The sequence below is a fragment of the Streptomyces albidicamelliae genome, from assembly GCF_025642175.1.
In the GTDB taxonomy this organism is placed as follows: Bacteria; Actinomycetota; Actinomycetes; order Streptomycetales; family Streptomycetaceae; genus Streptomyces; species Streptomyces albidocamelliae.
Genome location: NZ_CP106795.1, coordinates 6,672,811 through 6,695,692 on the forward strand (window position 1 = coordinate 6,672,811; position 22,882 = coordinate 6,695,692).

Sequence of the window (22,882 nt, forward strand, 5' to 3'; positions counted from 1 at the left end):
CGCAGAGCCACGGCTCTGCGGGGACCGGTCCTTTCCGCGGTCGTCGTCCTTCTTCTCGTGCGGGCCTCACCCCCGGCCGGAGGTCGCCGCGGGCGGGTTCATCAGCCATACACCGGGACGTATCTCCAGCCGGGACCAGGCGGCCGGGCCGGTGCGGCGCTGGGCGCGGACGTGGTCGGCGGTGCGCCGCGCGTAGCCGTGCCAGCGGACGTCGCCCAGGGCGGCCGCCGCGGCGGCGCAGGCGTCGAGCTCCGCGAGGCAGTCGGCCGGGCGGCCCTCGACGAGGGCCAGGAGCGCCAGGCCCCGCCGGGCGTCCGCGCAGCCCCGGGCGTCGCCGGCGGACCGGGCCCGGGCGAGCGCCTGCCGGTACAGCGCCCCCGCGCGCTCCGGCTCACCCTGTCCGAGCAGCACGTCCGCCTCCCCGGTGAGGCACCGGGCCGCCCCGATGCCGTCCCCGGCCAGTGCGAACAGCCGTGCCGCGTGCCGATGGCAGTCGACGGCCCGGCCGGTGTGCCTGCGCTGCCAGGACAGGTCCCCGACCGAGCGCAGCAACGCCGCCTCGGCCACGGCGTTCCCGGAGCGCCGGGCCGCGTCCAGCGCCTGCTCGTGACTGGCCTCCCAGTCGTCCCACAGCGCGCACGCCTCGTAGTAGCCGCCGAGCGCGGAGGCCAGCGCGCAGACCAGGTCCCAGTGGCCGCCGGCGTGCAGCCCGCGCAGCACACCCAGCAGCCCGGCGGACTCCGCCTGGAGCCAGCGCAGCGGGGCGGCCGCGGCCGGGTCGTGCCCGGCGAGGTCGCCGAGGTCCGTCACCAGGACGGACGCCAGCCGGTCCCGCCCCGGCGCGAGCCGTGCGTCGGCGGCCCGCGCCCGCAGCAGACAGGCCCGGCCCAGCCGGGCCACGGCCTCCGCGACCGCCGCCGGACCGTCCACCTCGGCCGCCGTCTCCAGCGCCAGCGAACGCAGCAGCGGGTGATAGCCGTACCGCACCTCGCCCGCGTCGTCCGCCGGCCGGCGGGCCTCCAGCAACTGGGCCCGGACCAGCTCCTCCAGCCGCTCCTCGGCGGCCTCCGGCGCCAGGTCCAGCAGGGACTCGGCCACCCACAGCGGGAAGTCCGGCAGCGGAGCGAGTCCCAGCGTCCGGAACGCCTGCCGCTCCGCCTCCGGCACCTCCTGGTACGCCGCGAGCAGCCCGCCCCGTACGTCCAGGTCGCCGAGCGAGAGCGCGGCGAGCCGGGTCCGCTCGTCGCCGAGCCGGCGGGCGAGGTCGGCGGGCGTCCAGTGCGGCCGCACCGCGAGCGCGCCGGCCGCCACCCGGAGGGCGAGCGGCAGCCGGCCGCACAGCCGGGCGATCTCCGCGACCGCGGCCGGGTCCTGCGCCATGCGCGGGCCACCCGTGGCGAGCAGCAGGGACTCCGATGCGGGGCGGTCGAGTACGTCGAGCACCAGGTGCCGGGCCTGCTCCAGGGCGCCCAGCGGCCGACGGGAGGTGAGGACGACACAGGCGTCCGCAACGGCGGAGAGCAGCAGCCGCACCTGTGCCTCCGCCACCACGTCGTCGAGGACGATCAGCAGATCACGGCCCCGGGCCGTCCGGTGCAGCAGGTCCGCCAGCTCGTCCGGCTCGCCGGGCAGCTCCTCCGGGCCGTCGCCGGGCCGCATCAGCCGGCGCAGCAGGGCAATCAGCGCGGCCCGCTCCGTCAGCGCGCGGCCCGCCGAGTCCCGCAGGGACACCAGAACCCGTCCGCTGAACTCCTCGGCGTGGTGGGCGAGCTGGACCGCCAGCGCGGTCTTGCCGACGCCCGGGCGGCCCGAGACGGCCACGACGCACGGCCGCGTCCCGGTGCGTGACTCGGCGAACAGTGTTGTGTACCGGGCCAGTTCGGCATCCCGGCCGGTGAAGTCGGTGAGCGCGGGCGGCAGCCACAGCAGCGGGGCGGCGGGCGCCGCGGCGGAACCGGGCGGGTGTCCGGCACCGGCCGCCGCACCTGCCGCCGCCCCGGCCTGTGCCGAGGACCGGACCCGGACGGCGGTGTCGGAGCCAGCCCCCGCGCCGGCCCCGCGCACCGTCCCGCCCGAGGCGCCGGCGGGTGCGGCCCGCGACGGAACCGCCCGCGGCCGCGGCGGCCGCCGGCCGGGATGCCAGGCGAGCGCCGGATCGGAGGCGAGGACCCGGCTCAGTACGCGCTTGAGCGAGGCGTCGGGTTCGACGCCCAGCTCGTCGACGAGCGTGCGCCGCACCCGGTGGAAGGCGCGTACCGCGTCCGACTGCCGCCCGGACCGGTACAGCGCCACCATCAGCAGCTCGTGCAGCGTCTCCCGCATCGGGAACTCGTGTGCCAGAGCCATCAGTTCACCGATCAGTTCCTGATGGCGCCCCAGCTTCAGATCGGCCGCGATCCGCTGCTCCAGCACCTCGGAGCGCAACTCCTCGAGCCGTATGGCGGTCGTCTGCAGCGACGGCCCGTGGGGGATGCCGGAGAGGGCGGGGCCGCTCCACAGCGCGAGCGACTCGGCCAGCAGCCGGGAGGCGGTCGCGTACTCCCGCTCCTCGAAGGCGGCGCGCCCGCGTGCGCGCAGCGACTCGAAGACCGTGAGGTCGAGGTCGTCGGGGCCGACCCGCATGACGTAGCCGGGCGGCTGGGTCAGCAGCGGCTGCCGGCCGGGTTCCGGCTCGGGGCCACCCTCCGCCAGCAGCGCCTTGCGCAGCTGTGACACGTACACCTGGAGGGTGGTGGCCGCGGTGCGCGGCGGGGCCACGCCCCAGAGCTCGTCGATGAGGCTGTGCGTGGAGATGACGTTGTTGCTCTGCACGAGCAGCGTGGCCAGTACCACGCGCGGTTTGGCTGCCGTCGGGGTGCGCGGGTCCATCCGCACGGGTCCCAGTACCCGAAAGCGCATCGGTGCTCCTTCGCGACGCCGGCCGGTACGGGACCGTCGGCGTGGTTCAGCAGATCTGGAGGACGGAGGTGGACATGGTGGCGACGACCCGCGTGCCCTGGGTGAAGACGAGGTCCAGTTCGGCGACGGGCCGGCCGGCGCCGTCGCGGCGCACCTCGCCGGAGGCGTCGGCCGTGCGCGGCCGTACGCCGCAGCGCAGCGGGAGACCCGGTTCGGCGAACCCGCGGAACGCGGCGTGCCAGTCGGTCAGCACGGCGTGGGCGGGCGCCAGCCCGTACAGCTCGCCGGCCCCGAACAGGGCCGCCTGGCGGGACACTTCGAGGAACAGGGCGGCCGGCACCTCGGATCCGGAGTCCGGCAGCACCTCGCGGGCCGCCGGGATGTTGACCGGGAAGACCAGCGCAGCCTCGTCCTCGTGCAGCGGCAGCCCGATCAGCACATTGCGGGTCGTGCGCCGGCCGACTAGTTCCGGACCGGGCACCCCGTGCCCCGCGGGCAGTCCGCTGTGGCCGTGGGCGGTGGCTTCGCTCTCCCGGCGGCTGTGCGCGCGGTGGCTGCGGTAGACGCCGGGCATGAGGAACACCAGCCGGGCGGTGACCGTGCCGCACCGCTCGCCCTCGATGTTGATCGAGGCCCGGCAGTCCATCGCCCGCGGGACCCCGCCGACCAGCTCGGTGGGGGTGAGGTCGAGGTCCAGGGTCAGCTGGGCGGTGGGGGAGGTGCGCTCCCAGGGCGCCAGCGCGGTGACGGCCATCATGCAGTCCGCGAGGAGGATCCGCCGGTTCTCCGGGACCCGGAAGTAGCGGCCCGCGGCGAACACCGCCATCTGCCGCAGCGACTCCATCGGGTACAGCAGGTCGTGGAACGGCGCGGTGGAGTCGGAGAACAGGGCGTGGCGCTCGGGAAGTTCGGCGGAGAAGCCGAACCGGTGCCGGCCGGGCGGCATGGCGGAGAGCAGGAGGCCCTCGGGCGTGTCCGGCCGGTGCACGAGGTGGTGCGGTCCGAGGAAGTCGGCCGCGGGCGAGGGAGCGAGCAGCGATCCGCTGTCCATGAGCGGCCCGCCCTGGCGGGCGGACCGCGGGCCGATGGAGGGAGGAGAGGGGAGATTCATGAAGGTCCTCTGCTGCGACGGAGTCCGGACGTTCGTGCGGTGGGACGGGAGGGGAAGCGGTGAGCCTTCCTCTGAACGGTCTCCGACGCCGCTGAAGAATCGGGGAAGCTCCAGGGAAGGACCCCTGGAGTCCGCTTTCCCCGGGCCGGTCAGCCCGGTTCCCGGACCGGCTCAGCGGCCACGAGCGGGTGGTCGGCGGGCAGCGGTCCCGCGGCGCTCGCCCCGGCGGGCGAACCGACCGGGGCGAAGACCTCCTGGTCGGCCCGGCGGTAGCCGGCCCACTCCGCGGGCAGCGCGTCCTCGTAGAAGATGGCCTCGACCGGGCACACCGGCTCGCACGCGCCGCAGTCGACGCATTCGTCCGGCTGGATGTACATCTTGCGCGGGCCCTCGTAGATGCAGTCCACGGGGCACTCGTCGATGCAGGCCTTGTCCTTGAGGTCGACACAGGGCTGGGCGATCACGTACGTCATGAGGAACTCTCCACGGTCCAGGTGTCGTTGCCGGCGAGCAGGGCGGCCAGGTCGCCCTTGCCCTTCTGTTCGACGGCGGTGTCGAGCTGGTCGGCCATCGCCGTGTCGTAGACCGGTCGTTCCACCGAGCGGAAGACGCCGATCGGGGTGTGGTGCAGGGTGTCCGGGTCGGCGAGCCGGGAGAGCGCGAAGGCGGTGGTGGGGGACGCGGAGTGGGCGTCGTGCACGAGGACGTCCGCCTCGTTCTCCGCGGTCACCGTGACGGCCTTCAGGTCACCGGTCCGCTGGTCCCGTACGACCCCGCGGGAGCCGTCGGCGCCGAAGCGGATCGGCTGTCCGTGCTCCAGCCGGATCAGTGCCTCCTCCGCCTGCTGCTTGTCCTTCAGGGCGTCGAAGGCGCCGTCGTTGAAGATGTTGCAGTTCTGGTAGATCTCGATCAGGGCGGTGCCCGGGTGGCCGGCGGCGGCGCGGAGCACTTCGGTGAGGTGTTTGCGGTCGGAGTCGATGGTGCGGGCGACGAAGGACGCTTCCGCGCCGATGGCGAGGGACACCGGGTTGAACGGGGCGTCCAGTGATCCCATCGGCGTCGACTTGGTGATCTTGCCGACCTCGGAGGTGGGGGAGTACTGGCCCTTGGTGAGTCCGTAGATCCGGTTGTTGAACAGCAGGATCTTCAGGTTGACGTTGCGTCGCAGGGCGTGGATGAGGTGGTTGCCGCCGATGGACAGGGCGTCGCCGTCGCCGGTGACCACCCATACGCTCAAATCCTGGCGGGAGGAAGCGAGTCCGGTGGCGATGGCGGGGGCGCGGCCGTGGATGGAGTGCATCCCGTAGGTGTTCATGTAGTACGGGAAGCGGGACGAGCAGCCGATGCCGGAGACGAAGACGATGTTCTCCCTCGCCAGGCCAAGCTCGGGCATGAAGCCCTGTACGGCGGCGAGGATCGCGTAGTCACCGCAGCCCGGGCACCAGCGCACCTCCTGATCGGACTTGAAGTCGCGTGCACCGAGGGCGACTTCGCTCTTCGGCACCAGGGACAGCGCCTCAGTGGGCATGGACGGCCTCCTTGAGAGCCTGCGCGAGCTGTTCCGCCTTGAACGGCATGCCGTTGACCTGGGTGAGGGACTCCGCGTCGACCAGGAACCCGGCTCGGAGCAGCCGCGCGAGCTGACCCAGGTTCAGCTCCGGTACGACCACCCGGTCGTAGGAGCGCAGGACCGTGCCGAGGTTCCCGGGGAAGGGGTTGAGGTGGCGCAGGTGCGCCTGCGCGACCGAGTCGCCGGCCACCCGCAGCCGCCGTACCGCCGCGGTGATCGGCCCGTAGGTGGACCCCCAGCCCAGCACCAGGGTGGTGGCCTGGTGCGGGTCGTCGACCTCCAGGTCCGGGACCTCGATGCCGTCGATCTTCGCCTGGCGGGTGCGGACCATGAAGTCGTGGTTGGCGGGGTCGTAGGAGATGTTGCCCGTGCCGTCCTGCTTCTCGATGCCGCCGATGCGGTGCTCCAGCCCGGGCGTGCCTGGAACCGCCCACGGCCGGGCGAGGGTGCGCGGGTCGCGTTTGTAGGGCCGGAAGACCTCCGTGCCGTCCTCCAGCGTGTGGTTGGGGCCGGACGCGAACTGCACGCGCAGGTCCGGGAGTTGTTCCAGGTCCGGGACCCGCCACGGCTCGGAGCCGTTGGCCAGGTAGCCGTCCGAGAGGAGGAAGACGGGCGTGCGGTACGTCAGCGCGATCCGGGCCGCCTCCAGGACGGCGTCGAAGCAGTCCGCGGGCGTCCTCGCGGCCACGACCGGGACGGGTGCCTCGCCGTTGCGGCCGTACATGGCCTGCAGCAGGTCCGCCTGCTCGGTCTTGGTCGGCAGGCCCGTGGACGGACCGCCGCGCTGGATGTCGACGACCAGCAGCGGCAGCTCCTGCGACACCGCGAGCCCGATGGTCTCGCTCTTGAGCGCCACACCCGGTCCGGAGGTCGTGGTGACCGCGAGGGAACCGCCGAAGGCGGCCCCGAGCGCGGCGCCGATGGCCGCGATCTCGTCCTCCGCCTGGAAGGTCCGCACACCGAAGTTCTTGTGCTTGGAAAGCTCGTGCAGGATGTCCGAGGCCGGGGTGATCGGGTACGAGCCCAGGAACAGCGGCAGGTCCGCCTGCCGGGACGCGGCGACCAGGCCGTAGGCCAGGGCCAGGTTCCCGGAGATGTTCCGGTAGGTGCCGGGCGGGAAGGCGGCAGCCGCCGGGGCGACCTCGTAGGAGACCGCGAAGTCCTCCGTCGTCTCGCCGAAGTTCCAGCCGGCCCGGAACGCGGCGATGTTGGCGGCCGCGATGTCCGGCTTCTTCGCGAACTTCGAATTCAGGAACTTCTCGGTGCCCTCGGTCGGCCGGTGGTACATCCACGACAGCAGGCCCAGCGCGAACATGTTCTTGCTGCGCTCGGCCTCCTTGCGGGACAGGCCGAAGTCCTTCAGCGCCTCCACCGTGAGCGTCGTCAGGGGCACCGGGTGGAGCTGGTAGCCGTCGAGCGAGCCGTCCTCCAGCGGTGAGCCGGCGTACCCCACCTTCTGCAGGGCCCGCTTGGTGAACTCGTCGCTGTCGACGATGATCTCGGCGCCGCGCGGCAGATCGCCGATGTTCGCCTTCAGCGCCGCCGGGTTCATCGCCACCAGCACGTTCGGCGCGTCACCCGGGGTCAGGATGTCGTGGTCGGCGAAGTGGAGCTGGAACGAGGAGACGCCCGGCAGCGTCCCCGCAGGGGCACGGATCTCGGCGGGGAAGTTCGGCAGGGTGGAGAGGTCGTTCCCGAAGGACGCCGTCTCCGAGGTGAAACGGTCGCCCGTGAGCTGCATACCGTCACCCGAGTCCCCGGCGAACCGGATGACCACCCGGTCCAGCCGGCGGACCGTACTGGACCGGGTGGCTGCTGTGTCAACGGTCACCAGCTGTCCCTCTCCTCGTCGGATGTCCGGCTCGCACCGTAGGAAGCCCTCCTTGCGACCCGCCAAAGCCCCTCCGCGTATGTGAGAACTTCACGTGATCGGGGTGACGGCGTGGCTGTCCGGCGCGCGGTCCCGGCCGTCACAATCGGCACGGAAGAAGGGGGTCCCCATGTCGCGGGTGGTCGGCAGCCGCGCAGTCCATCTCTGGTCGCTGCACGAGGACGTGGTCGTCGAGGAGGACGCCACGGGCCAGGGCCTGGTGCTGCGCAGCCGGTTCGGGACGGAGCGGATCAGCCGCCCCGATCCGCTGGTGCGCGAGGCCCTGCGGCGCATGGAGCTCGGCCCCGTCCTGCTCGCCAACGTCGTGCCCCGCGCGTCCGCCGCCGCGGAGGACGCCACCGAGTCCGCCGCCGCGGAGGACGCCACCGACGACGCCACCGACGACGTCACGGAGGGCGCCTACCTGGTGCTGCTGCCGGTGCTCGACCGGCTCTCGCACCTGATCGTGCGCACCCTGGGCTGGGAGGACCTGCGCGGACCCCTGTTGTCCGTCGTCTCCACCAGCAGGGACGCGCCGTTCGCCCCCGTGACCCTGTCCGCGCGGCGGCTGATCCGGCTGATCGGCGATGTGTCGCTCACCCTGGAGAAGGCCGGGTTCGCACTGGCCCGCGGCACGTCCCCGCACCGGGTCCAGCTGCACCGGCCGGAGGCCGTCTGGGTGGTCGGGCTGCTGGCCTGGCCGGCCACCCCGTCCGACGCCTCCTCCGTGCTGCCGCTGCCGCCCGAGGTGACCCAGGCCGTGCTGAGCTATCTGGCGGCCGCCGGCATGACCGAGGACTGCGGCGAACCGGTGCCGCACGGCTGAGCGTTCACCCGCCGCGGGCCCCGGCCGGCGCTCACAGCAGCCAGCCGGACTCCTGGGCGATCAGCACGGCGTCCACGCGATTACGCGCGTTGAGCTTCGTGGTGATGGTGGTCAGGTAGTTGCGTACCGTCCCGGTGGACAGGTGCAGTTCGGCGGCGATCTCCGAGGGCTCGGCGCCCTTGGACGCCAGCCGCAGCACCTCGGTCTCGCGTTCCGTGAGCGGGCTCTCCTGCCCGCCCCAGGCGGCGAGGGCGAGTTGCGGGTCCACCACCCGACGGCCGGCGGCCACCTGCCGTACCGCGAAGGCCAGTTCGTTCGGCGGCGCGTCCTTGAGGATGTAGCCGCCCACCTGTGCGGAGATGGCCCGCAGCAGAGTCCCCGGGCGTCCGATGCTGGTGAGGATCAGTACCCGGCACTCGGGCACCCGGTCCCGCAGCCGGGCGGCCGCGGTCAGTCCGTCGATGCCGGGCAGGTCGATGTCGATGACCGCCACGTCGGGTTTGTGCCGCAGCGTCGCCGGCACGATGTCGTTGCCGTTCTCGACCCCGCAGACGACCTCGATGTCATGCTCCAGGTCGAGCAGTGCTGTCAGGGCACCGCGCACCATGTTCATGTCCTCGGCCAGCAGTACACGAATCACCGAACCCCCGTCCCCCGTACCGAGTTGTCGCCTTCCCACGTCCCGGACGCGGCGACTGTACCAACTCCGGTTCCCGGGGGGAGAGTCCCGCCGGGCGGATCCGGCATCTGGCAGAGGCTCTTCCGGATACCGGCCGGGACTACGGGGGGTCCGGCACGGCTCCGGTCGGTCTCTCGGCCCCGGCCGGTGCCGGGAGTGCGGCCGGCGCGACCGCCCGGACCCGGAACGTGCCGCCCGGCAGGGCGCCGGAGGTGAGGTTGCCGCCGATCTCCCGCAGTCGCAGCGCCAGGTTCTCCAGACCGTTGCCGCCGTGCTCCGAGGGCACACGACCGCCCGCCGGGGAGCCGTCGTTGACCACCGACAGCACGATCGTCCCCGGCTCCGCCACCAGCCGTATCGCGCAGTGGGCGGCCTTGCTGTGCCGCAGCACGTTGGTGACCGCCTCGCGCACCACGGCCGCCAGCACGTTCTCCACCCGCCGGTCGAGATCCCGTACCGACACCTCCACCTCGACGGTCACGTCCGCGGCGTTCAGGACCGACTCGGCGGAGGTGACCTCCTGGGCGAGCGACATGTTGCGGAAGCCGCTGGCGACCCGGCGCACGTCCGCGAGGGACTGGCGGGAGATGGTCAGGATGTCGTCGACCTCCTGCACCGCCCGCTCGGGGTGCAGGGGGATGAGCCGGTGCACCAGCTCGCTCTTGAGGGTGATCGCCGACAGGCTGAAGCCGAGCAGGTCGTGCAGGTCCCGGGCGAACCGCAGCCGCTCCCTGACCACCGCGAGCCGCGCCAACTCGCCGTGGGCGTCGTGCACTTCCTGGATGACCTCGGCCAGGTGCGTCAGGCCGTACACGATGAGGCCCGTCAGCAGCGTCGACTGGCACAGGTAGACCGCGTCGACGATGCTCCGGCCGTCCAGCAGCGGGGGCAGGAACATGCTGAGCCCGACGGCCGCGTACAGACACCACGCGGGCCGCGGCGGCAGCAGGAGCAGCAGGGACCCGGAGAGGAAGCCGCCGAGCGCGCCCCACTGGGCGTGGTACACGAGGATCGGCAGATAGGTGAGCAGCATCTGCGCGCCCAGCGTCAGGAACCGCTCGCGCCCCGGGCGCCGTCCGGCCCCCGGTGCGGAGTGCCGCAGCTGGATGAGGAAGACGGCGACGAGCGCCAGGATCGCGCCGACGTCCGCGGCCGGCGACAGACCGGTGCTGATGACGTTCAGCGCGGTGATGAAGAGGTAACTGAGCAGTGCCACCCGCAGGATGACCCGGGCCAGTCGGGGCCCGGGGAGAGCCTGGTTGATGCGTGTGTCCGTGCCTCCGGCGCCGGCCGGAGGCGGGACGAGACCTGCACGCGGCTCGCGAGGTGCACTGGCCTTCACGGACTCCTCTTTCGCAGCAAGGGGCGGAGTTCGTTTCGGATCGTATGGGACCTACGTGAAGGCCGTGTGTGACTTGTATTGATAGCTGGAGATTTAGACGAACATGGGTACGGGGTTGAGGTGTTCGTACCGTCTTCGCTCCGGCAGCCGCCCCAGCGCCACGGGTACGTCGTAGAGCCGGCCCGGGGCCAGTCTGGCCCAGAAGTGCCGCATCCCGGGCACGATCACCTTGACCACCGGCAGCTCCAGATCGGGGCGCGTCTGGTCGAGGACGAGCAGTTCCATGCCGCGGTCCCGGACCAGTTCGCCGATGGCGTTCACGTCGTCCAGCAGATCCGGGCGCAGGTCGGCCGGCCACGACCGCGGACCGCGTGCGGGGACGGACGGATCCGGCAGCAGGTAGGGCTGGTTGGCGGTCGTCGCGGTGCGCCACCAGTGGACCGCGTCGGGATCGTCGATGCCGTAGCCCGGGGCGTCCGGCCGCCGCGGCGTCACCGCGGGCAGCATCTGCCCCATCTCGGTCAGCGCCCGGCGCAGGGCCACCCGCGGATCGAAGTGGGCACCGAAGCCGAAGATCACGTCCTCGGCGGGCCGGCCGGTCCGCCGGGACACCGCCGCCAGCACCGGGACGCCGAAGTCCGAGGTCAGGTCGAGCACCCACAGCTCGCGACCCAGCCGCAGGCACCCCTCGCGGATCCGGTCGGTCTCGGGGGCGGCGAACGCGTCCAGGTCCACCCCGGGCTGGCGGGTGCGGTTGTACCACCACAGGGCCACCGCGTCCCGCTCCACCAGTTCCAGGAAACCCTGCACCAGGGCGTCCTCCGGACTGCTGCCCGCCGCGTTGCCGTTGGAATCCGCGTGCAGCCCGTCCGCGGACCCGCCGCCGTCGGAGAAGTAGAGCATCGAGGTGGGCAGCAGCCGGTGCCGCCCGGCGGTCAGCGACCACACGGGCGTCCAGTCGGTGGGCCGGTCCTCGTCGAACGGCCGCGGCACGTGCTGGAAGTGGGAGCCGCGGCCGTTCCAGAGGTCGCGGTCCCGCAACTGCCGCTCGTGGTACAGCTGGCAGGCGTTCGGGTGCACGGCGTCCGCGCCGAGCGCCCGGTAGGTGTCCCGTACGACGGGCTCGTCGCCCTGCCGGGTGCCGCTGTACCGTTCCACCGCCTCGCCCAGCGCGCTGACCCGGGCCTCCGTGGCGTCCAGGCCCTTGCCGCCGCTCAGCGCCCGCAGTCCGGCCCGCAGTCCGGCCACGCTGTGCGGGTTGAAGGCGAGGTTGTGCCCGGACAGGAAGGTGTCGACGAAGTCCGGCGTGCGCGGGGCGCGGCGGATCTCCTTGACGATCCCGGTCACCGGGCCGACGAGATGGCCGTACCGGTCCAGCATCTCCCCGGGGGAGGCGGACCGGTGGCTGTTGCCGTGGTGCGCGGCCTTCGGCCGGGACACCGGGACGAACGGTGCGCTGACCCGCTTCGCCACCGCCTGCGGATCACCGCACACCGGGCACTGGGGGCGCCGGCGCACCGGATGGCAGGCCGCCCGCAGCAGCATGGTGTCCAGGGTGTGCACGAGGTCCTGCGACGGATACCGCATCCCGGCCAGCCACTTGGTCACCTCCAGCACCGCCATGTGCACACCGAGGGCCCGGCCCGCCGCGACCGACGCGGCCGGCCGCTCCGGCGGTCCGGTCAGCCCGAGGGCGCGCTGCACCGGCCACTCGGAGCGGCGGTGCCCGCGCAGCCGGTGGGCGAGGCAGGTCCAGCACGGGCCGTGGCCCGGCCGGAAGAAAGGCCCGATCCACGGGTCGACACCGCAGACCTTGGCGAGCAGCCACGGCGTTCCGCTCGCCCGGTGCCGGGCGTCCACCTCCGCCAGTTCCGGCGACAGGTAGTCGTCGCACAGCACGAGGGAGAGGGTGCCGGCCGAGCCGGGGGCCGCCACGGCGACCCCCGACTCCCTGCACGCCGCCAGGACCGGCGCCGCGTCGACCGCCGGCAGCACCTCCACACAGACCGCCGCGCCCGCCAGTTCGGCCGTGGCCCGGCAGCCGTCCAGGCCCATCAGGTCCCAGTAGGCCTCGGCCATCGGGTCGGCCCGCCGGACGGGACCGCGGTCGTCGGCCTCCGCCGGGCGGAAGCCGAGCAGACCCGAGCGCGCCAGCTCGCCGAGGGAGGAGCCGGCCTCCTCCGCGGTCAGCGCCGAGGACGCCTCCCGCAGCACCGAGCGCACGCTCCGCGTCCCGTCGAGCAGCGGCGCGAGCACCTCGGCGTGCGGGCCGCGCAGCGCGGTGACCCCGCGGCGCGACACCAGGTAGGTGGCTTCACCGGGAACCACGACCGGGCTCAGATGGCGCTTGAAGCCCACCAGAACGCTGTCGTCCGGGAGCGTCGTCCCGGCCTCGTGCCCCCCGGCGTCGGTCATGCCCCGAACTGCCCGCTCGCCTCGGCGGCCGGGAACGCGATGATGCAGATGCTGAACAGCACGGCGTCGTTCTGGCCGAGGGAGTCGAGGTCCTCGATCACCAGGGAACGGGCGGACTGAGCCGTGTCGTCGGTACGACGGTGGACGCCGGACGGAACTGCGTTGACCATGGGACAACCTTTCCCCGTTGGGATTCCGCTGACTTAGGGTGTTTCGAACGACTGTCCTTGTGGCGAAGATTCTGGCGAGGGCGGCGACCTCACAGACAGTGCTGCCGTCATCTGTCGAGGGTGAACTTTTCACGCCAACGGGCCCCGGCCCAAGGGCCGTTTTAGCTCCGTCCGGGAACATCGAGGGCCCTGCCCGCCCGGGTCGAGAGGAAGCCCCAGATGATCCGCCTCCTGGCGCACTACGCCGCCCGTGCCGTGGGCCAGGCGTACCGGTGCCTGGTCGCGTACGGCCAGATGTGGCTGTACCTCCCGGCCGAACCGCCCCACCCGACACCGGCCCACCTGCTGGAACGCCTGCGCCCCGACCTTCCCCTCACCCCGGCCGAACGGGCTCTGGACGAGCAGCTGCGGGACCTGGACTTCCGGAGCTGACCGGACGGTCCAGTTCCGGCCACCGGGCCGCCCGTTCACAGCGGTGGCCCGGCGGGTCCCCGCGCAAGCGGCACTTCAGGTCCGGCTCCTACGGTCGCGCCGGAGCCGCGCCCGCCGGGGCGCCGGCGGTCACCGGAAGGGGTGCCATGGAGACATCGGTACGGCTGCGGCAGGCCCGCCTCGCACTGCTGGCGGTGTTCCTCGTCCACGGCGCGGTCTTCGCCCTGCTGGTCACCCGCATCCCGGCCGTCCAGGACCGCTACGGGCTCAGTGACACCACCCTCCCGCTCTTCCTCGCCGCCGTGCCGGTCCTGGCCGGCGCGGGCAGCGTCACCGCCGCACGGCTGGTCCGCCGGGTGCCCGCCCCCACCGTCGTCCGCGTGCTCCAGCCGGCGGTCTGCCTGCTGCCCGCCGGCATCGGCGCGGGCGACACCTGGTGGCAACTCGCGCTCTGCCTGGCCGTCTTCGGCCTGCTGGTGGGCGCCCTGGAGGCGAGCGTCAACATGACCGGGGTGGCGGTGCAGCGCCACTACGGCCGCAGCGTCATGCTGGGCTTCCACGGCGCGATGAGCCTGGGCGGCATCCTCGGTGCCCTGCTGGCCGGCGCCGGCGCCCGCTGGCACCTGTCCCTGTTCGTCCTCTTCGCGGGCGCCGCCGTACCGCTGCTGGCGATCGCGGCGACGGCCGGCCCCCGGCTCACGGCGGTCGCCGACGGGCCGGCCGACAGGGCCGGTGACAGTGGCGCGGCGGGCCGCCCCGCCGCCGTCCCGTGGCGGCCGCTGCTGCCGCTCTGCCTGATCATGGGCGCGGCCTTCGTCGCCGACTCCACCTCCAGCAACTGGAGCGCCAAGTTCCTCGAGGACACGCTGCACAGCTCCGAGGCGATGGCGACGGTCCCGTACGCCCTCTACATGGCCACCACCCTGCTGGGCCGCGGGCTCGGTGACCGCTGGGTGCGGCGCTGGGGCGCGACCGCCGTGGTGCGCGCCGGCGCCCTGCTCGGCACCGCCGGCTTCGCCGCGGTCGCCGCCGCACCGGGACCCTGGACCGCCGTCGCGGGCTTCGCCGTGCTCGGCGCGGGGCTCTCGGTGATCGTCCCCCAGGTCTTCACGGCCGCGGCGCAGCGCCTGCCGGGCGCGGCGGACACCGCCGTGGCCCGCATCAACCTCTTCAACTACGTCGGGTTCCTGGTCGGTCCGCCCCTGGTCGGCGCGGTCGGCGCGGCCGTCTCCTACCGCGCCGCCATGTGCGTACCGCTGCTGCTGACCCTGGGCGTCCTCCTCGCCGCCCGCTCGCTGACCCCGGCACCCCCGCCGTACCGGCCGGGACCGCCACCCGGCCGGAGACGGCGACGGCGGGCACGGCGTGACGGCGCCGGGACCGCACCCCGCGCGCCCGCTTCGGGAGCGGCGCGCGCCAACTGCCTTTTTAGCCGTGCCAAAGCACCACCCCCGACGCTTTGCGCAGGACACGAGCCCGTCCACGGGTGAGGCCGCCGACGAGGGGAGGGCCATGCGCCGGAGCGTCCACGCGGTGCGGACGGCGCCCCCGGCCCCCGGGCGGGCCCCCGCCCCGGCCCGGAGCCGGCGCCCCCGGCGGCGCCGCACGAAGGGCGCGGCGACCGCGGCACGGCGTCCGTGCCCCGGACCGGCGGCCGGCCTCCGGCACCGGCCGGGGCCACCGGCCGTGCCGTGCCCGGGGACCTCCGCCCACCGGACCGGACGATTCCGGCCGCTGAACCGCAGGATGCGCAGAAACCGGAGATGCAGCCATGACCGCGACCGCACTCGGATCCGCCCCCGCCACCGCCCTGATAGACGACGCCGTCGGCACGCCCGCCGCCCCCCGGGTGGCCAACGCGGCCGAGGTCTTCCTCACGGCCGCCGTCGACCGGAGCCCCGGCGCACCCGCCGTGCGCGACCGTGCGGGCGCCTGGACGTACGCACAGCTCGACGCCGCCGCCGACTCCTTCGCCCGCGTCCTGGACGGCCACGGCATCCGGCCCGGCGACCGGGTGCTGGCCCGCGTCGACAGCGCCCGCGAGTTCACCGCCCTGCTGTACGGGACCTGGCGCCGCGGCGCCGTCCTGGTGCCGATCAACCCCGGCATGAAGGCGTTCCACCTCAAGGCCGTGCTCGCCGACTCCGAACCCTCCCTGATCGTCGTGGACGCCGCGGAGCGCACCGGCACCGGGGGCCTCACCTGGCCGGCCGGCACTCCGGTCGCCGTCGCCGCGGAACTCGACCTGTCCGGACCCGCCGACCCGGCCGCCCGCACCGAGCGGGAGGTACCCGCCGACCGGCTCGCCCTGCTCATCTACACCTCGGGCAGCACCTCGGCGCCCAAGGCGGTGGCCTGCCCGCACGGTCCTGTCGCGTTCGCCGCCCGCGCCATCGAGGCCCGGCTCGGCTACCGCCCGGACGACGTCGTGCTCACCGCCGTCCCGCTCTCCTTCGACTACGGCCTCTACCAGATCCTGCTCTGCGCCCTCGCCGGCGCCGAGCTGCTGCTGTCCGGCCCCGCCGACCACGCCCGCGTCCTGGGTTTCGCCCGCGACCACGGCGCCACGGTCGTACCGCTCGTCCCCTCCCTCGGCGAGCTCCTGGTCCGCCTCGCCTCCCGCGACGAACGGCCCACCCGCATCCGCATGTTCACCAACACCGGCGCCGCGCTCAACGCGCCGCTCATCGCCTCGCTCCGGGAGACCTTCCGCGGCGCCGCCGTGGTGCCCATGTACGGCACCACCGAGTGCAAGCGCATCACCATCCTGGAGCCCGACGGGGACCTGGCCCGCCCCGGCTCGGTCGGGCCCGCGCTGCCCGGCACCGAGGTGCTCGTCGTCGACGACGAGGGCCGGCCCCTGGCACCGGGGGAGACCGGCGAGATCGTGGTCCGCGGCCCGCACGTGATGGCCGGCTACTGGCGCGCCCCGGAACCGACCGCGCTGCGCTTCCGGCGCCCCGCGGACGGCGGCCCGGTCACCCTGCACACCGGCGACTACGGGCGGCTCGACGAGGACGGCCACGTCTACTTCCAGGGCCGCCGCGACGACCTGTTCAAGCGCCGGGGCTCGCGCATGAGCTCCGTCGAGATCGAGTCCGCCGTCCTGGACATCGACGACGTGCGCGAGGCGGCGCTGCTGGTCCCGGAGGAGGACCGCGACATGGTCCTGTTCGTCGTCGGCGAGACGCCCTCACTCACCGGCGAGCAGGTGCTGGCCCGGCTCGGCGACCGCCTGGAGGCCGCCAAGGTCCCGGACGTCTGCCACGTGCTGACCGCGCTCCCGCTCACCCCCAACGGCAAGACCGACCGCAAGGAACTGCGCCGCCGCCTCGTGGAGGGCACCGATGAGCACTGACAGCGACCTGGCCGGACGGACCGGCCCCGCCGCCCCGGCCGTCCGCCGCCTCGCCGAGCGATACGGCAGCCCGCTCTACGTCTACGACCTGGACCGGGTACGGACCGCGCTGGCGGACCTGCGTGCCGCCCTGCCGCAGCCGAGCCGCGTCTACTACTCCCTCAAGGCCAACCCGCACCCGGCCCTCGTGGCCGAACTCCGCCGGGGCGGCGCCCGCGCCGAGGTCACCTCGCGCGGCGAACTCGCCGCGGCGCTCCAGGCCGGCCACCCCGCCGCCGAGCTGATGTACTCCGGCCCCGGCAAGGTGCGCGCCGAACTGGACGAGGCGATCACCGCGGGGATGCGCACCTTCTCCGCCGAGTCCTTCGGCGACCTGGAGCGGATCGGCGCCGCCGCGCACGCGCAGGGCGTCACGGCCGACTGCGTGCTGCGGATCAACGCCGCCGGCGCGCCCGGCCAGGCGGGGCTGCGGATGACCGGCGCCCCCTCGCAGTTCGGCTTCGACCTCGACGACCTGACCGAGCACCGGGCCCGGCTGCTCACGGAGGGCACCCGGATCGTCGGCATGCACTTCTTCCCGCTGACCAACGCCCGCGACGAGGACGGCCTGTGCGCCGAACTCGCGCAGAGCGTGCGCACCGCGGCCCGTCTGCGCACCGAACTCGGTATCCCGCTGCACCTCCTGGACCTGGGCGGAGGATTCGCCGCGCCCTACGCCACGCCCGGCGAGCGCCCCGTCTACCGCGGCCTGCGGGCGGCACTGACGGCCGTGCTGGACGAGCACCTGCCCGGCTGGCGGGACGGCGAGCCGGTGGTCGCCTTCGAGTCCGGCCGCTACCTGGTCGGTGACAGCGGTCAGCTGGTGGCCACCGTCACCGACGTGAAGCACAGCCGGGGCAGCGTGTACGCGGTGCTCGACTCCGGCATCAACCACCTGGGCGGGCTGGCCGGCCTGGGCCGGCTGCTGCCGCTGTCCGCCCGGCCGCTCGACCCGGCGGACCCCGGCGACGACCACCCGGAGACACACGGCCCGCCGGACGGTGCCCCCGCCGACGGCGCCCGTCCGGCCACCGTCACCCTCGCCGGCCCGCTGTGCACCCCCGCCGACATCCTGGCCCGGGCCGCCGAACTGCCCGGACTGCGCCCGGGGGACCTGCTGGCCTTCCCCAACGTCGGCGCCTACGGACTGTCCGCGAGCCTCCTCGGCTTCCTCGGTCATCCGGCACCCGCCGAGATCGTCGTGGACGGCCACGAGGTCGTCTCCGCCACGCGTCTGGCCCTCGGCCGCCACGACGCCGAGCCCCTCACCGCACCCCGTACGGAGGAATCCGCCGCCATGACCGACACCACCGCCGCCGTCCCCGCGACCGACGCGTCAGCGCCGCCCTGGGACAAGGCGTACGAGGAACTCCTGCTCGAACTGCTGCCCAGGCTCGCCTCCCAGGGGCCGCTGCGGCCCGACAGCAGCCTGAAGGCGGCGGGCCTGGACTCGCTCGCCATGGTGGAGACCCTGGTCCGGGTCGAGCAGACCTACGGGATCGCCGTACCCGACTCGGAGCTGGTCGCCGACACCTTCGCCACCCCGGCCGCGCTGTGGCGCGTGGTGTCCGCCCTGCGCGACGGCTCCGTCGGACCGGCCTGAGCGGGCCGGCCGCCGGCCAGGACATCCCGACGACACAGGACGAGAGGAGTCACCATGCGGTGGGAAGGCGTGTACGTGGCCGGGACGGGGGCGTGGCTCGGCGAGCCCGAGTCCGCCCGGTCGGCCGTGGAGTCCGGCGCGTACGACGCGGAGCAGCACGCGGCCGACGAGATCGAGTCGGTCTCGGTCGCCGAGGAGTCCATGGCCCCTCCGGACATGGCGGTCCACGCGGCGACGACCGCGCTCAAGCGGTCCGGTCTCGACGCGTCCCGGGTGAACCTGCTGATCCACAGCGGCATCTGGTTCCAGGGCGTCGAGATGTGGCCCGCGGCCTCCTACGTCGCCGGTCACGCCCTCGGCCGGGACGCGACCGCGTTCGGCTTCGAGCAGGAGTGCAACGGCGGACTCGGCGCCCTGGAGGTCGCGGCCCGCCAGGTCGCCGCCCAGCCGGGCACCGGAGCCGCGATGGTCACCACCGCCGACCGGTTCGGCGCCCCGCTGGTGAAGAGGTGGAGCAGCGAGCCCGGCTTCGTCTACGGCGACGGCGGCACCGCCCTGCTGCTGTCCGCCGCCGGCGGCTTCGCCCGGCTGCTGTCCACCGCGAGCGGATCGGACAACTCCCTGGAGGCGGTCGTCCGCGGGGCCGGGCTGCGGCCCCTGCCGTCCGGGGAACCGCTGGACCTGCTGGGCCGGGTGGGGCACTTCATGCGCGCCCACGGCAGCGTCCGGGAGGCCACCGAACGCGTCGGCGCCGTGATGAAGAACGTCGTCGGCACCGCGCTGGCCGACGCCGGCATCGCACTCGGGGACGTGTCCCGGGTGGTGACCCTCGCCAGCGGACGCAGCCGGCTGGAATGGCAGGTGCCGGTGCTGCTCGGCCTGCCCGTGGAGCGGTCCACCTGGGACTTCGCCCGCCGGGTCGGCCACCTCGGTGCCGGGGACCAGATCGCCGGCTTCAACCACCTCGTCGAACAGGGCGAGTTGAGCCCGGGCGACCACGTGCTGTTCGTCGGCGGCGGCTCCGGATTCAGCTGCACCTGTGCCGTGCTGGAGATTGTCGACGCACCGGAATGGGAACGCTCCGGCAGCGGGGGCACGACCAGCGGAACCTGACCGCAACGCGCCGCGTCCACCTGCGACTTCAGTGGGGCTTCAGCGCGTCGCGGGACACTGCACCGCCGGACGCCTGCGCCGTCCGTGCGCCCGCCGTCCGTCCGTCTGGACACGAGGAGAGAAGCATGGTGACGACCGAACCCGACGGCGCCACGAAGAGCTCCACCTCCACCGTGGTGCGCGTGGTCTGGGGAGTGGTGGGAATCCTGCTGCTGGCCTGGGACGTCTTCGAGGCGGTCAAGCACGCCGGCTGGGTGTACCCGGCCGCCGCCCTCGGCCTGGTCCTGCCCGAGCTGCCCCGGCTGGCCGGCCTCGGGCGGGGCCACGCACCGGGCCGGCTCGCGCCCCGGGCCGTGCCCCTGTACAACCTGCTGAACCGGCCGCTGATCCCCTTCGCCGTCATGGTGGTCTTCTCGTTCCTGGGGGACAGCCCGGACGACATCGCGGCCCCCTTCACCTTCGGCATGTCCTGGTTGACCACCATCGCGCTCACCCGCGCGCTGGGCCAGGGCCTGCGCACGCCGGACGGCCGCCTGCGCTGAACCGGCCCGTGATCCCGGGCCCGCAGCCTCCCACTCCCCCCGGGAGCTGCGGGCCCGTCGCCGTACCCGGACACCGGGAGCGGACGAGCCGGCTCCGGCGGCCTTTATCGGCGCGCAAGCCGGTGCTGCGAACCTCGCTGGACAGTCCCGAACGCATGCACCTTCCGAAGCACCGGAGGCCACACGATGGACACCGCCTCAGCGCCCGGCACCGACACCGGGACGGCGCCCGAGACCGGGACGGAGCCCGGACTCCAGTACCCCTTCCACCGCCCCTCGGCCGTGCAGACACCACCCGTCTACGAGGAGTTGCGCGGCAAGTGCCCCGTGGCGCACGTCCGGCTGCCCAGCGGTGACGAGGGGTACGTGGTCAGCCGCTACGACGACGTCCGCACCGTCCTCGCGGACGGCCGGTTCAGCCGGGCGGCGATGCTCGCCGAGGGGGCGCCGCGGCTCACCGCTGCCCCGCCCATGGCCGGCAGCCTGTTCACCATGGACCCGCCCGAGCACACCCGGCTGCGCAAGCTCGTGTCCCGCGAGTTCACCGCCCGCCGGGTGCAGAACCTGCGCCCCCGCATCCAGGAGCTCACCGACGGGCTGCTGGACGAGATGGAGAAGCTCTCCGGGCCCGTCGACCTCAACCCCGTCTTCGCGTTCCCGCTGCCGGTGATGGTCATCTGCGAGCTGCTCGGCGTCCCCTTCGAGGACCGGGGCAGGTTCCGCGCCTGGTCCGACGCCTTCGTCTCGCTCACCTCGCACACCCCCGAGGAGGTGCTGGAGCAGCGGATGGCGATGGTGCAGTACCTCGGCGAGCTGGTGCAGCGCAAGCGCGAGGAACCCACCGACGACCTGATGGGCGCCCTGGTCTCCGTCCACGACGAGGACGGCGGCCGGCTCAGCGAGCACGAGCTGATCACCATGGGCATCACCCTGCTCGTGGCCGGCCACGAGACCACCGTCAGCATGATCGGCACCTGTGTGCTGACGCTCCTGCGGCACCCCGAGCACCTGGCCGCGCTGCGCGAGAACCCCGGGACGATCGACCACGTGGTGGAGGAACTGCTGCGGATCAACCCCATCGGGGACGGCGGCCCGTTCCGCATCACCCTGGAGGACGTCGAACTCGGCGGCACGACCATCCCCAAGGGCAGCGGGGTCATCGCCTCGGTGTGCTCCGCCAACCAGGACGCCGACCGCTTCGGGGAGTCGGCCGACTCCTTCGACCCGTCCCGGCCCACCGCCTCCGCCCACCTGGCGTTCGGGCACGGCGCGCACTTCTGCCTGGGCGCCGCCCTCGCCCGCGCCGAGCTGCAGATCGCCGTCTCCTCGCTGATCCGCCGCTTCCCGACGCTGCGCCTGGCCGACGAGGTCGGCAACCTCACCATGACCAGCGGCATGATGGTGCACGCCCTGAGCAGCCTGCCGGTCACCTGGTGACCCGCCGCCGGTGAGCCCGCGACGCCGCCGCCCGGATCCCTGCCGAGGGATCCGGGCGGCGGCGTGTCGACGGGTGCCGGCGTCCGGCGCGGGGGCGGGCCCCGCGCCGGCGACCGGGCTCAGGCCCGCCGGGCGGGCTCCTGCACCATCCGCCGGGCCACGGTGGGACCCGGCTGCTGCACCTGGAAGTACGCCCGCGACAGCACGCGCTGCTGCACCGAGCGGTTGCGGTCCATCACCCGGTACAGCGACCGGCGGAACACACCGCCGAGCCGACCCTCCAGCGCGAACAGGCGCTCCTGGCGCAGCTGGAGGGCACGGGACCGGCGTACGGACTCCTCACGCGCCTCCTGGAACGCCTCCCCGGCCCGCTGCAGCCGCTCCGGACCGCCGCCGGCGGCCAGCGCCTTCTCCACCAGCGGCGCCAGGGTGACCGCGTCGATGATCGCGTGGTTGACGCCCTGCCCGAGGATCGGCGTGAGCGTGTGCGCGGCGTCCCCCATGAGGATCAGACCGGGCGTCGACCAGCGCGGCACCAGCGTGGTGAAGATGTCCAGCATCGACGTGTCCGACCAGGCGCGCACGGTGTCGCGCACCGCGTCCGACAGCTCGGGCGCGAGCCGGTCCAGGCGCTCGTGGAGCGCGCCCAGACCCTGCGCGCGCAGCGCCTTCAGGCCGCCCTTGGGGATGTTGAGCCCCACCCGGACACTGTCCGGATGGGTGGGGATGAACAGCCCGTGCTCGCCGCCCCGGATGCGGATGCGGTAGGTGTGGCCGTCCCACTGCTCGGGGAACGGCAGCCGCAGCCAGATGACGTCCCGGTCCAGCGGCAGCTTCTCGTAGGACAGCCCGGACAGCTCCCGCACCTTGCTGAACCGGCCGTCGGCCGCCACCGTCACCGCGGCCCGTACGGTGATCTCACCGTCGGGGGTGCGGGCCCGCACCCCGGTCACCGGTCCGTCCTCGCCCTGCTCGCGCAGCAGGCCCACGGCGGTCGCGGACTGGACGAGCGTGAAGCCGGGGTGCTCCCGCCCGGCGTCGGCGAGCGCGGACAGCAGGGCCGGCTGGGGGAGTTCGACGGGGTAGGGGTGCGGATAGGGGAACTCGGAGAGGTCGGCGCGCAGCACGACGCTGCCACCGTCGACGATCTCCATGTGGTGCATCTGGACGTACGTCCCCTCGAGCCGGTCGAGCAGCCCGAGCCGGTCCAGCATCCACACCGAGTCCGGAGACACCGACTCGCCCCGGAACGAACGGTTGAAATGCCCGCTCTGTTCCAGGACCACCACCGAAACGGAACGCTTGGCGAGCTCCACGGCGAGCGTGAGCCCGGCGGGCCCCCCTCCTACCACGCACACCTGTGCGGTCAGCTCTGCTGTCATCGTCATGCTGCCTCTCCAGCGGAGTCATGGTCGGTCGATCGTGTGACCGCGCCCTAAAGCTCCTCTTGCAGCCGACGTGCCCCGGACGCCGTACG

18 protein-coding genes are annotated in these 22,882 nt (G+C 73.7%); 8 read left to right on the plus strand and 10 right to left on the minus strand.

The features are described from left to right. Window positions 1–66: 66 nt before the first annotated feature. From N8I86_RS30165 to N8I86_RS30185, 5 genes are all read right to left on the minus strand, one after another. On the minus strand, window positions 67–2,898 hold the full coding sequence (locus N8I86_RS30165) for an AfsR/SARP family transcriptional regulator (protein ID WP_263279164.1): 2,832 nt from the start codon (window positions 2,896–2,898) through the stop codon (window positions 67–69). A gap of 46 nt (window positions 2,899–2,944) precedes the next feature. Continuing rightward, entirely contained in the window at window positions 2,945–3,949 is a 1,005-nt protein-coding gene (locus N8I86_RS30170) for an AfsA-related hotdog domain-containing protein (RefSeq protein ID WP_263279165.1), read from the minus strand. A 209-nt stretch (window positions 3,950–4,158) separates the two neighbouring features. Next, a complete protein-coding gene (gene fdxA, locus N8I86_RS30175) occupies window positions 4,159–4,482 on the minus strand; it encodes a ferredoxin (protein WP_073896923.1) in 324 nt (107 codons plus the stop codon). Continuing rightward, a complete protein-coding gene (locus tag N8I86_RS30180; protein WP_263279166.1) occupies window positions 4,479–5,537 on the minus strand; it encodes a 2-oxoacid:ferredoxin oxidoreductase subunit beta in 1,059 nt (352 codons plus the stop codon). Before N8I86_RS30180 ends, fdxA begins: the two co-directional genes overlap by 4 nt. Then, complete coding sequence (locus N8I86_RS30185) at window positions 5,527–7,410, minus strand: 2-oxoacid:acceptor oxidoreductase subunit alpha (protein ID WP_404830845.1); 1,884 nt, start codon at window positions 7,408–7,410, stop codon at window positions 5,527–5,529. Before N8I86_RS30185 ends, N8I86_RS30180 begins: the two co-directional genes overlap by 11 nt. A gap of 169 nt (window positions 7,411–7,579) precedes the next feature. Between N8I86_RS30185 and N8I86_RS30190 the strand changes: the two genes are divergently transcribed. Beyond that, window positions 7,580–8,275 carry an NADH oxidase gene (locus N8I86_RS30190; RefSeq protein ID WP_263279167.1) on the plus strand — a complete coding sequence of 232 codons (696 nt, stop codon included), beginning with the start codon at window positions 7,580–7,582 and terminating at the stop codon, window positions 8,273–8,275. Window positions 8,276–8,306: 31 nt separating this feature from the next. Here N8I86_RS30190 and N8I86_RS30195 read toward each other — a convergent pair whose 3' ends face one another. The 4 genes from N8I86_RS30195 to N8I86_RS30210 form a co-directional block, all read right to left on the minus strand. Beyond that, window positions 8,307–8,915 (minus strand): response regulator transcription factor, encoded by a 609-nt coding sequence (locus N8I86_RS30195; protein ID WP_073891905.1) that lies wholly within the window; start codon window positions 8,913–8,915, stop codon window positions 8,307–8,309. Window positions 8,916–9,054: 139 nt separating this feature from the next. After that, complete coding sequence (locus N8I86_RS30200) at window positions 9,055–10,170, minus strand: sensor histidine kinase (protein ID WP_241840898.1); 1,116 nt, start codon at window positions 10,168–10,170, stop codon at window positions 9,055–9,057. Window positions 10,171–10,389: 219 nt separating this feature from the next. After that, window positions 10,390–12,711, minus strand: coding sequence for a TOMM precursor leader peptide-binding protein (locus tag N8I86_RS30205; RefSeq protein WP_263279168.1), 2,322 nt, complete (start codon window positions 12,709–12,711; stop codon window positions 10,390–10,392). Beyond that, window positions 12,708–12,881 (minus strand): hypothetical protein, encoded by a 174-nt coding sequence (locus N8I86_RS30210; protein WP_176985518.1) that lies wholly within the window; start codon window positions 12,879–12,881, stop codon window positions 12,708–12,710. The genes N8I86_RS30205 and N8I86_RS30210 overlap by 4 nt, the downstream gene beginning before the upstream one ends. A 219-nt stretch (window positions 12,882–13,100) precedes the next feature. Between N8I86_RS30210 and N8I86_RS30215 the strand changes: the two genes are divergently transcribed. The 7 genes from N8I86_RS30215 to N8I86_RS30245 all read left to right on the plus strand — a co-directional run bounded on the left by N8I86_RS30215 (window position 13,101) and on the right by N8I86_RS30245 (window position 21,405). Beyond that, window positions 13,101–13,313 carry a DUF6059 family protein gene (locus N8I86_RS30215; protein ID WP_073891896.1) on the plus strand — a complete coding sequence of 71 codons (213 nt, stop codon included), beginning with the start codon at window positions 13,101–13,103 and terminating at the stop codon, window positions 13,311–13,313. Between the two features lie 146 nt (window positions 13,314–13,459). Further along, on the plus strand, window positions 13,460–14,803 hold the full coding sequence (locus N8I86_RS30220; RefSeq protein WP_263279169.1) for an MFS transporter: 1,344 nt from the start codon (window positions 13,460–13,462) through the stop codon (window positions 14,801–14,803). Window positions 14,804–15,084: 281 nt separating this feature from the next. Then, entirely contained in the window at window positions 15,085–16,671 is a 1,587-nt protein-coding gene (locus tag N8I86_RS30225) for a class I adenylate-forming enzyme family protein (RefSeq protein ID WP_123440204.1), read from the plus strand. Continuing rightward, window positions 16,661–18,313, plus strand: coding sequence for a phosphopantetheine-binding protein (locus N8I86_RS30230; RefSeq protein WP_073891888.1), 1,653 nt, complete (start codon window positions 16,661–16,663; stop codon window positions 18,311–18,313). The genes N8I86_RS30225 and N8I86_RS30230 overlap by 11 nt, the downstream gene beginning before the upstream one ends. A 54-nt stretch (window positions 18,314–18,367) precedes the next feature. Beyond that, window positions 18,368–19,426, plus strand: a complete 1,059-nt coding sequence (locus N8I86_RS30235; RefSeq protein WP_263279170.1) for a ketoacyl-ACP synthase III family protein — start codon at window positions 18,368–18,370, stop codon at window positions 19,424–19,426. 125 nt (window positions 19,427–19,551) lie between these two features. After that, window positions 19,552–19,968 carry a hypothetical protein gene (locus N8I86_RS30240; RefSeq protein WP_123440207.1) on the plus strand — a complete coding sequence of 139 codons (417 nt, stop codon included), beginning with the start codon at window positions 19,552–19,554 and terminating at the stop codon, window positions 19,966–19,968. Window positions 19,969–20,154: 186 nt separating this feature from the next. Next, complete coding sequence (locus N8I86_RS30245) at window positions 20,155–21,405, plus strand: cytochrome P450 (protein WP_073891879.1); 1,251 nt, start codon at window positions 20,155–20,157, stop codon at window positions 21,403–21,405. A 119-nt stretch (window positions 21,406–21,524) separates the two neighbouring features. Here N8I86_RS30245 and N8I86_RS30250 read toward each other — a convergent pair whose 3' ends face one another. Next, entirely contained in the window at window positions 21,525–22,793 is a 1,269-nt protein-coding gene (locus N8I86_RS30250) for an FAD-dependent oxidoreductase (protein WP_263279171.1), read from the minus strand. Between the last annotated feature and the right edge of the window lie 89 nt (window positions 22,794–22,882).

Bases quoted from the DNA above. Each gene is read 5' to 3' on its own strand.
- N8I86_RS30165 (WP_263279164.1), bottom strand. From the start codon at position 2,898: ATGCGCTTTCGGGTACTGGGACCCGTGCGGATGGACCCGCGCACCCCG.
- N8I86_RS30170 (WP_263279165.1), bottom strand. From the start codon at position 3,949: ATGGACAGCGGATCGCTGCTCGCTCCCTCGCCCGCGGCCGACTTCCTC.
- fdxA (WP_073896923.1), bottom strand. From the start codon at position 4,482: ATGACGTACGTGATCGCCCAGCCCTGTGTCGACCTCAAGGACAAGGCC.
- N8I86_RS30180 (WP_263279166.1), bottom strand. From the start codon at position 5,537: ATGCCCACTGAGGCGCTGTCCCTGGTGCCGAAGAGCGAAGTCGCCCTC.
- N8I86_RS30190 (WP_263279167.1), top strand. From the start codon at position 7,580: ATGTCGCGGGTGGTCGGCAGCCGCGCAGTCCATCTCTGGTCGCTGCAC.
- N8I86_RS30205 (WP_263279168.1), bottom strand. From the start codon at position 12,711: ATGACCGACGCCGGGGGGCACGAGGCCGGGACGACGCTCCCGGACGAC.
- N8I86_RS30210 (WP_176985518.1), bottom strand. From the start codon at position 12,881: ATGGTCAACGCAGTTCCGTCCGGCGTCCACCGTCGTACCGACGACACG.
- N8I86_RS30215 (WP_073891896.1), top strand. From the start codon at position 13,101: ATGATCCGCCTCCTGGCGCACTACGCCGCCCGTGCCGTGGGCCAGGCG.
- N8I86_RS30220 (WP_263279169.1), top strand. From the start codon at position 13,460: ATGGAGACATCGGTACGGCTGCGGCAGGCCCGCCTCGCACTGCTGGCG.
- N8I86_RS30225 (WP_123440204.1), top strand. From the start codon at position 15,085: ATGACCGCGACCGCACTCGGATCCGCCCCCGCCACCGCCCTGATAGAC.
- N8I86_RS30230 (WP_073891888.1), top strand. From the start codon at position 16,661: ATGAGCACTGACAGCGACCTGGCCGGACGGACCGGCCCCGCCGCCCCG.
- N8I86_RS30235 (WP_263279170.1), top strand. From the start codon at position 18,368: ATGCGGTGGGAAGGCGTGTACGTGGCCGGGACGGGGGCGTGGCTCGGC.
- N8I86_RS30240 (WP_123440207.1), top strand. From the start codon at position 19,552: ATGGTGACGACCGAACCCGACGGCGCCACGAAGAGCTCCACCTCCACC.
- N8I86_RS30245 (WP_073891879.1), top strand. From the start codon at position 20,155: ATGGACACCGCCTCAGCGCCCGGCACCGACACCGGGACGGCGCCCGAG.
- N8I86_RS30250 (WP_263279171.1), bottom strand. From the start codon at position 22,793: ATGACGATGACAGCAGAGCTGACCGCACAGGTGTGCGTGGTAGGAGGG.